The organism is Sulfitobacter alexandrii (assembly GCF_001886735.1).
Classification (GTDB): domain Bacteria; phylum Pseudomonadota; class Alphaproteobacteria; order Rhodobacterales; family Rhodobacteraceae; genus Sulfitobacter; species Sulfitobacter alexandrii.
On the sequence record NZ_CP018076.1, the window covers coordinates 1553485 to 1568124 of the forward strand.

Consider the following 14640-nt stretch of genomic DNA (forward strand, 5'->3'; position numbering starts at 1 on the left):
CTTCCATGCGTGCAGCCGTCATCGTGTTTCCCGGATCCAACTGCGACCGCGACCTCGCCGTGGCCTTTCGCGCTGCCGGCGCCGAGGTGGAGATGGTCTGGCACAAGGATAGCTCCCTCCCGCAGGGCATTGATATCGTTGGGATTCCCGGTGGGTTCTCCTACGGTGACTACCTGCGCTGCGGGGCGATTGCGGCGCAGTCCGCGATCTGCGGCGCGGTCAGGGAGCACGCGGAACGGGGCGGCTACGTCCTCGGGGTCTGCAACGGGTTCCAGGTGCTGACCGAAACGGGCCTGCTGCCGGGCGCGCTGCTGCGCAACGCGGGGCTGAAGTACATCTGCCGCACCGTCGGGCTGAAGGTCGAGACCGCGGCCAGCGATTTCACCGCCGGCTACGCCGCGGGGGACGTGATCGACATCCCGATCGCGCATCACGACGGCAACTACTTTGCCGATGCCGACACGATCCGGCGGTTGCAGGACGAGGACCGCGTGGCCTTTACCTATACCGACAATCCCAACGGCGCGCAGGCGGACATCGCGGGCATCCTGTCGGCCAACCGGCGGGTGCTGGGGATGATGCCGCACCCGGAACGGGCGGCGGACGCGGGCCATGGCGGCACGGACGGGGCGGCGCTCTTCCGCGCATTGGCGGGGGCGCTGGCAGAGGCGTGACTTGAGTGCGCGGCCCCCAGGGCGTAGATTGCGCGGATGGTGGAACCAAGTGACAAGCGGCGTACTCTGACGGTCTCCTGGCGGGTCCGGCTGGCCACCGGTGCGCTGATGCTGCTGGCGATCGTCACGATATCGGTCACCAACAGCCTGCTGACGGACCGTTTCACCGAAAGCACCCGCAGCCGGGCCGAGCTGCGGATCGCGCTGTATTCGGGCAACCTGCTGGCGGAGTTGCGTCAAAACGCCATCGTGCCGCAGCTTCTGGCCCGCGACCCGACCCTCATCACCGCCTTGCAGACGGCGGATTATTCGCTCTCCACCCAGCGGCTGATCTCGTTCGTCGAGGAAATCGGCGCGGCCTCTCTTATGCTGTACGACGTGGACGGGCGCACCGTGGCCGCGACCGACCGCAACAGGCTGGGCGCGAACCACCGTTCGGATGCCTACTTTGTCGATGCGATCCGGTCGAACGCCACGATCTTCAGCACCATCAAGATGGAGGGGGGCGGCTACAAGTTCATGTATTCCCGCCGGATTCAGGATGGCGGGGCGACGCTGGGCGTGATCGCGGTCGAGGTGGACCTGCAGAAGTTCGAACGCGCGTGGGCGGGGATCTCGGATGCGGTCATCGTGATGGACAGCAGCGGCGAGATCATTCTCGCGACGGAGCCGCGCTGGCGCGGCCTGACGGAACCCGAGGCGCTGTCGACCCAGCCGGCGCGGACGGCCATCGAACGCGCGATCAAGGTCACCGCGGACTGGACCGCGCTGCCGCCCGACGCCTACCTGCAGGGCGAGGCCGTGATGCGGCTGGAGAACAAGATCCCCTTCCGCGGCTGGCGCATGACCAGCTACACGACCTACGCGTCGGTCCGCGAGAAGGTGAACGGCGTGCTGGCGCTCGAGGTGATGGGGTTCGCCATCCTGCTGGCGCTGACGTTCTATTTCCTCAGCCGCCGCACGGCGGGGCGTCTGGCGATCTTCCAGCGCGAATCCGCGAAGCTGCGGGCGCTGAACGCGGCGCTTCAGCGGGAAATCGCCGAGCGCAAGCGCGTGCAGGAGACCCTCGCGGTGGCGGAGCAGACGCTGGAGCAATCCAGCAAGCTGGCCGCCCTGGGCGAGATGTCGGCGGCGGTCAGCCACGAGCTGAACCAGCCGCTGGCGGCGATGAAGACCTACCTGGCGGGCGCGCGCCTGCTGTTGCGGCGCAACCGGCCCGAAGAGGCGCTGTCGTCCTTTGGCCGGATCGACGACCTGATCGAGCGGATGGGCGCGATCACGCGGCAGCTGAAATCCTATGCGCGCAAGGGGCAGGAGGCGTTTTCGCCCGTGGACATGGGGGCGGCGCTGGCGTCCTCGCTGTCGATGATGGAGCCGCAGCTGCGCCAGCGGCAGGTGCAGATCAGCCGGATCCTGCCGGATGCGCCGGTCATGGTCATGGGAGACCGGATGCGGATCGAGCAGGTGATGGTCAATCTCTTGCGCAATGCCCTCGACGCCACCAAGTCGGAGCGCAACCCGCAGGTGGAGATCATGCTGAGCGCGGGAGAGACGGCGACACTGACGGTGCGCGACAACGGGCCGGGGATCGAGGATCTCGACGCGCTGTTCGAACCGTTCTACACGACCAAGCAGCCCGGCGACGGCGTCGGACTGGGGCTTGCGATCTCCAGCGGGATCGTCAGCGACCTGGGCGGACGGCTGACGGCTCGGAACGGACAGGGCGGTGGCGCGGTTTTTGAAATGCAACTGCCCATTCTGGGCGATACGACAAATGTGGAAGCGGCGGAGTAGACGGCTATGGCACAGGCAATGAAGATCGCGATTGTCGACGACGAACAGGACATGCGGCAGTCCATCAGCCAGTGGCTGGCGTTGTCGGGGTACGACACGGAAACCTTCGGATCGGCCGAGGACGCCCTGAAGAAGCTGGGGCCGGATTATCCCGGCATCGTCATCTCGGATATCAAGATGCCGGGCATGGACGGGATGCAGTTTCTCAAGAAGCTGATGGGCAACGACAGCGCGCTGCCGGTCATCATGATCACGGGCCACGGCGATGTGCCGATGGCGGTCGAGGCGATGCGCGTGGGCGCGTTCGACTTTCTGGAGAAACCCTTCAACCCCGACCGGATGAACGAGCTGGCCAAGAAGGCGACGCTGGCGCGGCGGCTGACCATGGACAACCGCGCCCTGCGGCGCGAATTGTCGGACGGCGGTCAGCTGATGAAGAAGCTGATCGGCCAGAGCCCGGTGATGGAGCGCTTGCGCGAGGACATCCTTGACCTTGGGCAGGCCGACGGTCACGTGCTGATCGACGGCGAGACCGGGACCGGCAAGACGCTGGTGGCGCACGCGCTGCACGCGGTCGGCAGCCGCGCCGGCAAGAAGTTCGTGTTGGTGAGCTGCGGTGCGCTGGAAGAGGACGCGCTGAGCAAGCGGCTTTTCGGCCCGATGCTGCCGGAGGACACCCAGCTTCCCGCGGTCGAGGAAGCCCGTGGCGGCACCTTGGTGCTCGAGGATATCGAGGCGCTGTCGGAAACCCTTCAGGCGCGGCTTCTGAGCGTGATCAACGAGCAGGGCACACCGGCCGAGACCCGCATCGTCGCGATCTCGAACCTGCAGGAAGCCGGGCGGACGTCGGAGGACGCGCTGCGGTCGGACCTTTTCTACCGGCTGGCGGCCCTGCGGATCACGGTGCCGCCGCTGCGCCAGCGCGGAGAGGATATCCTGACCCTGTTCACACGGCTGTCGGACCAGTTCGCGGACGAGTACGGCTGCGAGGCGCCGCAGGTGAGCGCACAGGAGGCCGCGCAACTGCTGCAGGCCCCGTGGCCGGGCAACGTGCGCCAGCTGATCAACGTGGCGGAACGCGCGGTGCTGCAATCGCGGCGCGGATCGGGCACCATCGCCTCGCTTCTGATGAGCGACCACGACGAGATGCAGCCGGTGATGACGACCGAGGGCAAGCCGCTGAAAGAATATGTCGAAGCCTTCGAGCGGATGCTGATCGACAACACCATGCGCCGGCACAAGGGGTCCATCGCCAGCGTGATGGACGAGCTGTGCCTGCCGCGCCGGACGCTGAACGAGAAGATGGCCAAGTACGGCCTGCAGCGGTCGGACTACCTGTAGGAAAACGCACAGGCCGCCCCGGTGGGACGGCCTGCCAAGCGATCTGCGGTGTACGCGTCGGGGATTTGCCCCGAGGCGTCTTCGGTCAGCCCCGCTGATTCTGGGTGATGGTCTGCGCCTGGCCCTCGTCGTTGGTGATGCAGGTCCAGTAGGGCGCATTGGGCACGTTCACGATGTACTGGTTGACCTCGATGATCGGGATCGTGGTGTTGATCGAGGCGCCGCTGACGCCGGTTTCGTTCTCGACGGCGGCGATGCAGCTTTTCGTCGCCCGCAGTTCCGCCCGCGCGACCGGATCGTTCGCCACGGCAACTTCATCGCAGGCGGCAACGCCGAGCAGGGCGATCAGAAGGGCGGGGCGCAGAAGAGGGGGCATGGCGGATCCTTTGATGTCTGATGGCCAGGTGAGGCCGCGTAATGTGGATTGGCGCGGGCACCGGGCAGCGGGTCCGCGCGGGGCGACTGTTCCCAAGCGGTGGCTTGTTGTCAAGCAGGGTGCCCGATTGGCCGGCATTCGAGACACTCCGTCACGATTGCCCATTGTCATTTGCCCCCCAAACCACTTAACTGTGGGGAGGGAGGATTGACGCGATCCTGCGCCAATCTGGCCTCCCGCACACAGTTTCGCTGTTCTAGCGCGTTCCCACAGAACCGCTGAACAGACCGATCGGGCCGGAAACGGCCAAAGAACCGCTGACGGTCCGGGCAATGCCCCATGAAAAACCGCAGTAAATAATGGGTATGTCCACCCCAAGGGGCGGCACATATCGGAGAAGAACCGCGATGACGCGCGCGAGAGCCAAGAGCAGACGATCAGCGGCCGGTTTCGGCCCCGTCTTTGCCGCGTCCCCCATCGCCCTGACAAGTCACGTCCCGCAGCCGCTCGCTCCCCCTGGGAGGGACGCGGCCCGCGTGTCGTGCAAAGTGGATTTATGCCTAAGAAAATGCTTATCGATGCCACCCACGCGGAGGAAACGCGTGTCGTGGTCGTGGACGGAAACAAGGTCGAGGAATTCGATTTCGAATCCGAGAACAAGCGCCAGCTTGCTGGCAACATCTACCTCGCCAAGGTAACACGTGTAGAGCCGTCGCTGCAGGCGGCCTTCATCGACTACGGCGGCAACCGGCACGGCTTCCTCGCCTTTTCGGAGATTCACCCCGACTACTACCAGATTCCCGTGGCCGACCGTCAGGCGCTGCTGGAAGAGGAGCGCGCCTATGCAGAGGCGCAGGCGGCCCGCGAAGAGGAGGAGGACAAGCCCAAGCGGTCTTCCCGGTCGCGGTCGCGCAGCCGGTCCAAGTCGAAGGCGGAGGATGTCACGTCGGAGGACGCGACGACATCCAGCGATATCAGCGGGATGGAGACCGTCGACCTGTCGGACGACGACGAGGTCGAGGTCGCCGAGGATGAAGCGTCTTCGCCGATGGAACGGGTGGGCGAAACCCCGGTCGAGACACCGGCGGTGGACGATGACGATCACGACGACGATGACCACGACGGCGAGGGCGACAGCGCCGCGGATCGCGACGACAGCATCGAATCCGTCGCCGACGAGGACGACAGCGAGGAAATCCGCATGCCGCGCAAGCCGCGGCCCAAGCGCTACAAGATCCAGGAAGTCATCAAGGTGCGCCAGATCCTGCTGGTGCAGGTTGTCAAGGAAGAGCGCGGCAACAAGGGCGCGGCGCTGACCACCTATCTGTCGCTGGCGGGCCGCTACTGCGTGCTGATGCCGAATACCGCCCGCGGTGGCGGCATTTCGCGCAAGATCACCAACGCCGCCGACCGCAAGAAGCTCAAGGAGATCGCGAACGAGATCAAGGTGCCCACCGGGGCTGGCCTGATCGTGCGCACGGCCGGCGCGAAGCGCACCAAGGCCGAGATCAAGCGCGACTACGAATACCTGCAGCGCCTGTGGGAGCAGATCCGCGAGCTGACCCTCAAGAGCATGGCGCCCGCCAAGATCTACGAGGAAGGCGACCTTATCAAGCGGTCGATCCGCGATCTCTACAACCGTGACATCGACGAGATCCACGTGGAGGGCGAACGCGGCTACCGCATCGCCAAGGACTTCATGAAGATGATCATGCCGTCCCACGCCAAGAACGTGAAACGCTACGAGGAGCGGCTGCCCCTGTTCGCGCGCTACCAGGTGGAATCCTACCTGAGCGGCATGTTCAATCCGACCGTGCAACTGCCCTCCGGCGGTTACATCGTGATCGGCGTGACCGAGGCGCTGGTGGCGATCGACGTGAACTCGGGCCGGGCCACCAAGGAAGGCTCGATCGAGCAGACGGCGCTCAAGACCAACCTCGAGGCGGCCGACGAGGTCGCGCGCCAGTTGCGCCTGCGCGACCTTGCCGGTCTGATCGTCATCGACTTCATCGACATGGACGAGCGCAAGAACAACGCCGCCGTCGAGAAGCGGATGAAGGACAAGCTCAAGACCGACCGCGCCCGCATCCAGGTCGGCCGCATCTCGGGGTTCGGCCTCATGGAGATGTCGCGCCAGCGCCTGCGTCCCGGCATGATCGAGGCGACGACCCAGCCCTGTCAGGCCTGCCATGGCACCGGGCTGATCCGGTCCGACGACAACCTCGCCCTGTCGATCATCCGCCAGATCGAGGAGGAAGGCACCCGCAAGCGGTCGCGCGAGGTGCTGATCAAGGCGCCGGTCGGCATCGCCAACTTCCTGATGAACCAGAAACGCGAACACGTGGCGCAGTGCGAGGCACGCTATGGCATGTCCGTGCGGATCGAGGGCGACCCGCATCTGGTCAGCCCCGACTTCAGCATGGAGAAATTCAAGACCGCGACCCGCGTCGTGCCGCCGTCGAACCACGTGGTTTCGGTGGACACGTCGCTGATGGACCAGATCGACGAGGATGACGCCGCCGCCGACGAGGCCGAGGACGAGGCGGACAGCGGCGATACCGGCAGTTCCAAGGGCGAGCACGGGAACGGCGGGTCTTCGTCTTCCTCCTCCTCGTCCTCCGACGGGGAAGGCAAGCCCAAGCGCCGCCGCCGCCGCCGCCGCAGCCGGTCCAAGAGCAAGTCGAACGGGGATCACCAGAACGGGGATCAGCAGAACGGCGACCAGTCCTCCGATGACGATGCGTCCGGCGACGATGCGCGTGAGTCCGGCGATTCGGCGGACAAGGTGAGCCAGTCGCCCGAGGCCGCCCAAGGTGATACGCCGGCCGACGCCGTGCCGTCGCAGGACGCGGCGGCCGAGCCTGCCGAGACCAAGAAGAAGCCGACCAGCCGCAGCCGTTCGCGCAGTTCGTCGTCCAAGGCAAAGGCCGAGGCCGAAGCCGCCGCCGATACCGATGCCAAGGCATCCGCCCCGGCGGAGAGCGCCGGATCGGCGGAGGAAGACAAGCCCAAGCCGAAGTCCACGCGCTCGCGCAGCAGTTCTTCCAAGTCGAAATCGACCGCCAAGAAGGACGACGCGGCCAAGGCGGACGACGCGGCAACCGGGGACGCACCGGCCAAGACGACGGCGGCCAAGCCGAAGTCGTCGCGCAGCAGTGCCAAGCCGAAGGCGGCGCCCCCGACCACCGAGGCCGAGGCGCCCGCCGTGGATATCGCGCCCGAGCAGCCCGCGCCGCCTGCCGACACCGCGCCGCAGACACCGGAACCGGCCGTCGACGACAAGGCGGAAAAACCGGCAGACGCGGGCACCGGCGCGCCGGAGACTCCGCTGCCCGGCGTGCCGGTCGACCCCGAAGCGCAGGCCGCCAAGGCCGAGGCCGAGAAAGCCAAGGAAGACGAGACCGCCGAGAAAAAGCCCAAGAAACGGGGCTGGTGGTCGCTGGGCGGCTGATCGCCGCACGGTCGCAGATGCGTGAAAGGCGGGCCTTGGGCCCGCCTTTTGCTATCCGCCCTTGCGCACGAGGTAGACCTGCGAAGGCCCTTCGTCGCGGGTTTCGAGCAGGGTGTGACCGGCCTGGGCGCAGAAGTGCGGGACGTCCACGATGGCGGCGGGATCATCGGCACGCATCGAAATGCAGTCGCCCGGCGCCAGCGCCCCCAGCCGCTTGCGCAGCTTGAGAACGGGCAGGGGGCAGAGCAGCCCGAGGGCGTCGAGGTCATGCGTGGTCATGGCGTCGGGATAGGACAGATATTTCAGCCCGTCCACAGGCTTGTGACCCCTGGGGGCGTGACGCGGCCCCGCAACGGGTCTATGGGTTGGGCATGTTTGGTATCGAACTCATCGACGCGGGGCTGCTGCCCGCGATGCTCGTGGCGCTGCTGGCCGGCGTCATCAGCTTTCTCAGCCCCTGCGTCCTGCCCATCGTGCCGCCCTACCTCGCGTACATGAGCGGTGTGAGCCTTGGCGACATGTCGAGCGTGGGGACGGCGCGGCGGCGCGCCGTGGTGGCGGCCCTGTTCTTTGTGCTCGGGCTGAGCACGGTGTTCCTGATCCTCGGCTTCACCGCCTCGGCCTTCGGTGCGTTCTTTCTGCAGAACCAGGTGATCTTCGCGCGCATTTCCGGTGTCGTCATCATCGTTTTCGGTCTGCACTTTCTCGGGCTGTTCCGCATTCCCTTCCTCGACCGCGAGGCGCGGATCGAGGCGGGGGACAAGGGCGGTTCGAGCTTTGGTGCCTATGTGCTGGGGCTTGCCTTTGCCTTTGGCTGGACACCCTGCATCGGGCCGCAGCTGGGCGCGATCCTGTCGCTGGCGGCCTCAGAGGCCTCGGTCTCGCGCGGGACGCTTCTGCTGGGGATCTACGCGGCGGGGCTGGGGATACCGTTCCTGCTGGCGGCGATGTTCATCACCCGCGCCATGGGCCTGATGAACCGGATCAAGCGGCATATGGCGCTGATCGAGCGGGTCATGGGCCTGTTGCTGATACTGGTCGGGCTCGCCATGGTGACCGGCGCGTTCTCGAGCTTTGCCTTCTGGCTGCTGGAGACCTTTCCCGCGCTCGGCGAACTGGGATAGCCTGCCGGGTCGCCGCGCGGGGGCCATGGCGGTTACGCGAATGCGCCTTACTCTCGCCCGGATTTCTGTCTAGGCTTTCGGCAGGCAGACGGGCATCGAGCGGCAGGACATGGCGGCAGCATCGGACAATCGCGTGGCGCGGCGCCGGGTATTCTATATCCCCGGCTACGATCCCATACACCCCCGCCGCTACCGCGAGCTCTACCGCAAGGAGGGCGCGGCGCAGGCCCGGATCTCGGGGTACGAGATTGGGCTGACGCCGAAAGCGGGGGGCGCCAACTATGGCTGGCAGGTCGCGGCCACGATCGACGGGACGGCCGTTTCGACCGAGGTCGAGGTGCTGGTCTGGTCCGACATCGTCCGCGACAGCATGAGCAATTCGATCCCGGCCACCTATCTGCAACTGGTGCGCACCGCCTGGGTCTACATCGGGTCCGGCGCACTGTGGCGTCTCATGCGGCTGCGCAAGGGGCCGGTGATCGCGGCGCTTTACCCGGTGGGCATGTTGCTGGTGCAGCTAGCCCTCGCGGTGCTGGCGGGCTGGGCGGTCGGTGCGTCGCTGTGGGCGCTCTGCACCCTGCTGCTGCCGGCGGTCCCCCCGGTGCTGGCCGGCGGCGTGGCCGCGCTGGCCGGTGTGGCCGTTGCGATCGCGGTCCTGCGATGGTTCCGCAGGAAGGACGGCAAGTTCTTTGCCTATTACCTGATGCATGACTATGCCTATTCCGCCGCGACCCGGGGCGCCAATCCGCCCGCGCTGGAGATGCGGATGGCCGCCTTCGGCACGGCCATCGCCGCCGCGCTGCAAGAAGATGTGGACGAGGTGCTGGTGGTCGGCCATTCCTCGGGGGCGCATCTGGGCGTGTCGGTCCTGGCCGACCTGATCCGGGCGGGTCGGGTGCCCGGCGACGGCCCGGTGCTGTCCTTTCTCAGTCTCGGGCAGGTGGTGCCGATGGTGTCCTTCCTGCCGCAGGCGCACCGTTTGCGCGCGGATCTTGCCTTCCTGTCGGTGCGGGACGAACTCACATGGGTCGACGTGACCGCGCCGGGCGACGGCTGTGCCTTTGCGCTGTGCGATCCGGTGGCGGTGTCGGGCGTGGCGCCGCCCGGCCGCAAGTGGCCGCTGGTCTTCTCGGCGGCGTTCACGCAGTCGCTCAGCCCCGCGCGGTGGAAGGCGCTGCGCTGGCGGTTCTTCCGGCTGCATTTCCAGTACCTCTGCGCCTTCGACCGGCCCAAGGACTACGACTATTTCCAGATCACCGCGGGGCCGCGCACGCTGGGCGCACGCTATGCGGACCGCCCGCCGTCGCGCTCGCGCATCGACCGCGCGGTCAGCAAGTACACCTCGCAGGCCGCATGACCCGACCGCCCAAGCCCGAAAGCCGACCCGACCGGGTCTCGCTCTGGCGGTATGCCCGGCTGTTCCGGGCGGACATCCTGTCGGCCCAGCCCGCGCGGCTGTACCGCGCCTGGATGGCGGAGTTCCGCACGCCCTTTTTCCGCAGCTACCTGATGAACCAGCCCGAGCTGGTGCGCACGGTGCTGAAGGACCGGCCCGACGATTTTCCCAAGTCGGACCGCATCGGCGAGGGGCTGCGCCCGCTGCTGGGCAACTCGGTGTTCCTCACCAACGGCGAGACATGGAAGCGGCAGCGGCGGATCATCGACCCCGCCTTCGAAGGGGGCCGGCTGCGCGAGACCTTTCCGGCGATGTGGCACGCGGCGGAGGCCGCGACAATGCGGCTTGCGCCGCAGGCGGGCAGGGTGGTGGAGATCGAGGCCGAGACCAGCCACGCGGCCGCCGACGTGATCTTTCGCACGCTGTTCTCGATCCCGATCGAACACCACCTCGCGCGCGAGGTCTTCGAGGAGTTCAGGGCCTACCAGCGCAGCCAGCCCCTGCTGAACCTCGCGGCATTCGTGCCACTGCCCCGCTGGATGCCGCGGTTCTTCCGGCGGCGGACCCGCGCCAGCGCCGCGCGGATCCGGCGGCTGATTGCCACGCTCACCCGCGAGAGGATGACCGAGATCGAGGCCGGGACCGCCCCGGACGACCTTGCCACCAAGATCATGACGAATGTCGACCCGGTGAGCGGGGCGCGGTTCGACACGGACGAAATGGTGGACCAGGTGGCGATCTTTTTCCTCGCCGGACACGAGACCAGCGCCTCCGCCCTGGCGTGGACACTGTACCTGATGGCGACCCATCCCGAGTGGCAGGACCGGGTGGCCGAGGAAGCACAGGTGCTGCAGGCCTGCGATTTCGCCGTCATGTCGAAGCTGCGCGTGAGCCGCGACGTGTTCCGCGAGGCGCTGCGGCTCTATCCGCCGGTCCCCATGATGGTGCGGGAGAGCACCTGTCCCGAACATTTCCGGGAGCGTGCCGTCGCCCCGGGCGCGCAGCTGGTGATCAGTCCGTGGCACCTGCACCGCCACGAACGGCTGTGGGATGATCCCGACGGGTTCGATCCGGCCCGCTGGGCCACCGAGAACGGGCAGAAATGCCAGCGCGACGCCTATATCCCGTTTTCCGCCGGCGCGCGGGTCTGCACCGGCGCCGGTTTCGCGATGATCGAGGGGCCGCTCATCCTGTCGCGCCTGCTGCGCGATTATCGGGTCGAGGCAGTGCCGGGCCGGGTGCCGGTGCCTGTCGCGCACCTGACGGTCCGGTCGGAAAGCGGAATCTGGCTGCGCCTGACCCGCCGCTGAGCGCCGTTTGCGCTATCATCCGCGGGTCTCTCTACCATCGGCGGGCGTCTTGTCCTAAGAACGTCGGGGATTGGAATCAAAGCACAGGCAGGACCCTCCATGGCGATCAACTCGGCCCAGAAGATGCAGATGAAAAGCGGCAAGGGGTTCATCGCCGCGTTGGATCAATCGGGGGGCTCGACCCCCAAGGCGCTGAGCCTCTACGGCGTCGAGCCTGAGGACTACAACGGCGAAGAGGAAATGTTCGCCGCGATGCACGCCATGCGGTCGCGCATCATCCTTGCGGATGACTTTACCAGCGACAAGGTGATCGGCGCGATCCTGTTCGAGCGGACCATGGATGCGCAGATCGACGGCAAGCCGGTGGCACAGCTGCTGTGGGAGGACCGCAAGGTGGTGCCGTTCCTGAAGATCGACAAGGGGCTCGAGGACACCGAGAGGGACGTTCAGCTGCTGAAGCCGATGCCGGGGCTGGATGATCTGCTGGCCCGGGCAAAGGACATGGGGATCTTCGGGACCAAGGAGCGGTCGGTGATCCACGAGGCCAACGAGGCGGGGATCGAGGCCGTGGTGGCACAGCAGTTCGAGGTGGCGAAAACCGTCTGCGCCGCCGGGCTGGTGCCGATCATCGAACCCGAGGTGAACATCAACTCCGAGACCAAGGCGATGGCGGAGGAGATGCTGGCGCGGGCGCTGATGGCGCAGGTCTCCGAACTGGACGCCGATCAACTGGTGATGCTGAAGCTGACCATCCCAGAAGAGGCCGGGATCTATGACGCGCTGGCGGGACACGACAACGTATTGCGCGTCGTCGCGTTGTCAGGCGGCTATTCCACCGACGAGGCCTGCCGCAGGCTCAGCCGCAACCCCAAGATGATCGCCAGCTTCTCGCGGGCCCTGACCGAGGGTCTGAACGTGAAGATGTCGGATGCCGATTTCAATGCGGCCCTGGGCGAGAACATCGACAAGATCTACCGCGCGTCGGTGAACTGAGGGGGCGGAATTCTCCGAGAATTCCTGCCTGTTTTCCTGCGAGGAAAACAGGTCCGGGATGTGAGCCAAGGCGCCTTTGATCTGGAATTCTCGCGGAATTCCAGAACGTTTTCCACGGTGGAAAACGTTACACGATGCACCTGATGCGCTCCTGGTTGCAAAAGACGATGATGTGGCCCGCGTTCTCGACCGCCTGGAATCCCCTGCGCCGCACCTCGCTCTCGAACGCCTCGCGCCCGACGTAGCGTTCGATATCCCGCGTCTTGCGCCGGATGATGCCGCCGGTGAGCACCTGCTTGGCACTGAACACGTCACGCAGCCAGATTTCGGGGGAAAGGGGGCCTGAGAGCATCTGCATCCCCCGATCCTCCCGGATCAGGGTAAACGATCCTTTAACGCGCGCAGCACGTAGAGCCGGATCGCCGAGGCCAGCCCCGTCTCGATCCCGCGCGCCGCGTCGATCTCGGCCACGAGCGCGTTGATCGGCAGGTCGCGGTCGGCCGCCAGCGCGCGCAGCTCGGCCCAGAATTCATCCTCAAGCGACACGCTGGTCCGGTGCCCTTTCAGCGTGACCGAATGCTTGACCGGCCGCCCGCTCATGTTTCGCGCTTGTGGCCGTCGAGGTCGCGGCGCGCGCGCTCGGCCTCGGCCTGCTCCTTGCGCTTCTGGGCCTTCGGGCGCCCGAAGGCCACGGCGTTTTCGTCCGCCTGCCTGCGCTTGAGGGCCTTGGCCCGCGCCTTGCGCGCCTTGTTGAGGTTTATCGGCCCCTCGCTCACTTCGGTCCGATCATGTCCTCGGGCCGCACCACGCGATCGAAGGTCTCTTCGTCCACGAAGCCCAGCGCGATGGCCTCTTCCTTGAGCGTCGTGCCGTTCTTGTGGGCGGTCTTGGCGACCTTGGTGGCGTTGTCGTAGCCGATGGTGGGGGCGAGGGCGGTGACCAGCATCAGCGATTCCTTCATCAGCTTGTCGATCCGTTCGATGTTGGCCTCGGTGCCCGCGACCATGTTGTCGGTGAAGCTGGATGCGGCATCGCCCAGCAGCTGCATGGACTGGATGACGTTGTAGCTCATCATCGGGTTGTAGACGTTCAGCTCGAAGTGACCCTGAGAGCCAGCGAAGCCCACGGCGGCGTCGTTGCCCATCACGTGGGCGCAGACCATGGTCAGCGCCTCGGCCTGCGTCGGGTTGACCTTGCCCGGCATGATCGACGATCCTGGCTCGTTCTCCGGCAGGATCAGCTCGCCCAGGCCCGAGCGGGGGCCGGAGCCGAGAAGCCGCATGTCGTTGGCGATCTTGAACATCGACGCCGCCACGGTCTTGAGCGCGCCCGAGAACATTACCATCGCGTCATGGGCCGCCAGCGCCTCGAACTTGTTGGGCGCGGTGACGAAGGGCAGGCCGGTGATGCCGGCGATTTCCGCCGCGACCTTTTCGGCAAAGCCCTTGCGGGTGTTCAGCCCCGTACCGACCGCCGTGCCGCCCTGCGCCAGTTCGTAGATGTCCGGCAGGCAGGCTTCGATGCGCGCGATCCCCTTGGCCATCTGGTGGGCGTAGCCGCCGAATTCCTGGCCCAGCGTCAGGGGCGTGGCATCCTGTGTATGCGTGCGGCCGATCTTGATGATGTCCCTGAATTCCTCGGACTTCGCCGCCAGCGCCTTGTGCAGCTTGCGCAGGCCGGGCAGCAGCGTATCGCGGGCGACCATGCCGATGGCCACGTGCATGGCCGTGGGGAAGGTGTCGTTCGACGACTGGCCCATGTTACAATGGTCGTTGGGGTGGACCGGGCTTTTCGAGGCCATCTGCCCGCCCATGATCTCGATCGCGCGGTTCGAGATCACCTCGTTGGCGTTCATGTTGGACTGGGTGCCGGAGCCGGTCTGCCAGACCACGAGCGGAAAGTTATCGTCGAACTTGCCGTCGATCACCTCTTGCGCGGCCTGCTTGATCGCCGTCGCGATGTCGCCATCCAGATCGCCGAAGCCTTCGTTCACCGTTGCCGCCGCCTTCTTGATCACGCCAAGAGCCCGGATGATCGCCACCGGCTGACGTTCCCAGCCGATGGGGAAGTTCATAATCGACCGCTGGGTCTGCGCGCCCCAGTACTTGTCGGCGGGAACTTCGAGGGGGCCGAAGCTGTCGGTTTCGGTGCGGGTGTCGGCCATGTGGGGCTCCTGGTGTC

The 14640-nt window shown here is 66.4% G+C and carries 14 protein-coding genes; 8 read left to right on the plus strand and 6 right to left on the minus strand.

The genetic code is table 11. The features are described 5' to 3' along the window. Nucleotides 1–5 precede the first annotated feature (5 nt). Genes purQ through BOO69_RS07535 form a run of 3 tightly spaced genes read left to right on the plus strand, consistent with a single transcriptional unit; the run spans nucleotide 6 to nucleotide 3809 of the window. Nucleotides 6–674 (plus strand): phosphoribosylformylglycinamidine synthase subunit PurQ, encoded by a 669-nt coding sequence (gene purQ, locus BOO69_RS07525; RefSeq protein WP_071971615.1) that lies wholly within the window; start codon nucleotides 6–8, stop codon nucleotides 672–674. Between the two features lie 36 nt (nucleotides 675–710). Beyond that, complete coding sequence (locus BOO69_RS07530) at nucleotides 711–2468, plus strand: sensor histidine kinase (RefSeq protein WP_071971616.1); 1758 nt, start codon at nucleotides 711–713, stop codon at nucleotides 2466–2468. A 6-nt stretch (nucleotides 2469–2474) separates the two neighbouring features. Further along, nucleotides 2475–3809 (plus strand): sigma-54-dependent transcriptional regulator, encoded by a 1335-nt coding sequence (locus BOO69_RS07535; protein WP_071971617.1) that lies wholly within the window; start codon nucleotides 2475–2477, stop codon nucleotides 3807–3809. Between the two features lie 85 nt (nucleotides 3810–3894). Here the strand turns inward: BOO69_RS07535 and BOO69_RS07540 are convergent, their stop codons facing one another. After that, on the minus strand, nucleotides 3895–4185 hold the full coding sequence (locus BOO69_RS07540; protein ID WP_071971618.1) for a hypothetical protein: 291 nt from the start codon (nucleotides 4183–4185) through the stop codon (nucleotides 3895–3897). A 556-nt stretch (nucleotides 4186–4741) separates the two neighbouring features. Between BOO69_RS07540 and BOO69_RS07545 the strand changes: the two genes are divergently transcribed. Beyond that, the gene (locus tag BOO69_RS07545; protein ID WP_071971619.1) at nucleotides 4742–7636 is read left to right on the plus strand and encodes a ribonuclease E/G; all 2895 of its coding nucleotides are present in this window, start codon (nucleotides 4742–4744) and stop codon (nucleotides 7634–7636) included. 51 nt (nucleotides 7637–7687) lie between these two features. On the opposite strand, the gene BOO69_RS07550 is transcribed toward BOO69_RS07545, so the two are convergent. Further along, nucleotides 7688–7915: a sulfurtransferase TusA family protein gene (locus BOO69_RS07550; protein WP_071973703.1), complete on the minus strand. Its 228-nt coding sequence runs from the start codon at nucleotides 7913–7915 to the stop codon at nucleotides 7688–7690. Nucleotides 7916–8007: 92 nt separating this feature from the next. Between BOO69_RS07550 and BOO69_RS07555 the strand changes: the two genes are divergently transcribed. From BOO69_RS07555 to BOO69_RS07570, 4 genes are all read left to right on the plus strand, one after another. Then, nucleotides 8008–8760, plus strand: a complete 753-nt coding sequence (locus BOO69_RS07555) for a cytochrome c biogenesis CcdA family protein (protein WP_071973702.1) — start codon at nucleotides 8008–8010, stop codon at nucleotides 8758–8760. A 109-nt stretch (nucleotides 8761–8869) separates the two neighbouring features. Next, nucleotides 8870–10117 (plus strand): hypothetical protein, encoded by a 1248-nt coding sequence (locus BOO69_RS07560; RefSeq protein WP_071971620.1) that lies wholly within the window; start codon nucleotides 8870–8872, stop codon nucleotides 10115–10117. After that, nucleotides 10114–11466: a cytochrome P450 gene (locus BOO69_RS07565; protein WP_071971621.1), complete on the plus strand. Its 1353-nt coding sequence runs from the start codon at nucleotides 10114–10116 to the stop codon at nucleotides 11464–11466. The genes BOO69_RS07560 and BOO69_RS07565 overlap by 4 nt, the downstream gene beginning before the upstream one ends. Before the next feature lie 99 nt (nucleotides 11467–11565). After that, a complete protein-coding gene (locus tag BOO69_RS07570) occupies nucleotides 11566–12459 on the plus strand; it encodes a fructose bisphosphate aldolase (protein ID WP_071971622.1) in 894 nt (297 codons plus the stop codon). 127 nt (nucleotides 12460–12586) lie between these two features. Here BOO69_RS07570 and BOO69_RS07575 read toward each other — a convergent pair whose 3' ends face one another. The 4 genes from BOO69_RS07575 to fumC are packed head-to-tail and all read right to left on the minus strand — an operon-like array spanning nucleotide 12587 to nucleotide 14623. After that, a complete protein-coding gene (locus BOO69_RS07575) occupies nucleotides 12587–12817 on the minus strand; it encodes an N-(5'-phosphoribosyl)anthranilate isomerase (protein WP_071971623.1) in 231 nt (76 codons plus the stop codon). Between the two features lie 17 nt (nucleotides 12818–12834). Beyond that, the gene (locus BOO69_RS07580) at nucleotides 12835–13059 is read right to left on the minus strand and encodes a ribbon-helix-helix domain-containing protein (RefSeq protein WP_071971624.1); all 225 of its coding nucleotides are present in this window, start codon (nucleotides 13057–13059) and stop codon (nucleotides 12835–12837) included. Next, a complete protein-coding gene (locus tag BOO69_RS07585) occupies nucleotides 13056–13235 on the minus strand; it encodes a DUF4169 family protein (RefSeq protein WP_071971625.1) in 180 nt (59 codons plus the stop codon). The genes BOO69_RS07580 and BOO69_RS07585 overlap by 4 nt, the downstream gene beginning before the upstream one ends. Further along, nucleotides 13232–14623: a class II fumarate hydratase gene (gene fumC / locus BOO69_RS07590; protein WP_071971626.1), complete on the minus strand. Its 1392-nt coding sequence runs from the start codon at nucleotides 14621–14623 to the stop codon at nucleotides 13232–13234. The genes BOO69_RS07585 and fumC overlap by 4 nt, the downstream gene beginning before the upstream one ends. Nucleotides 14624–14640 lie beyond the last annotated feature (17 nt).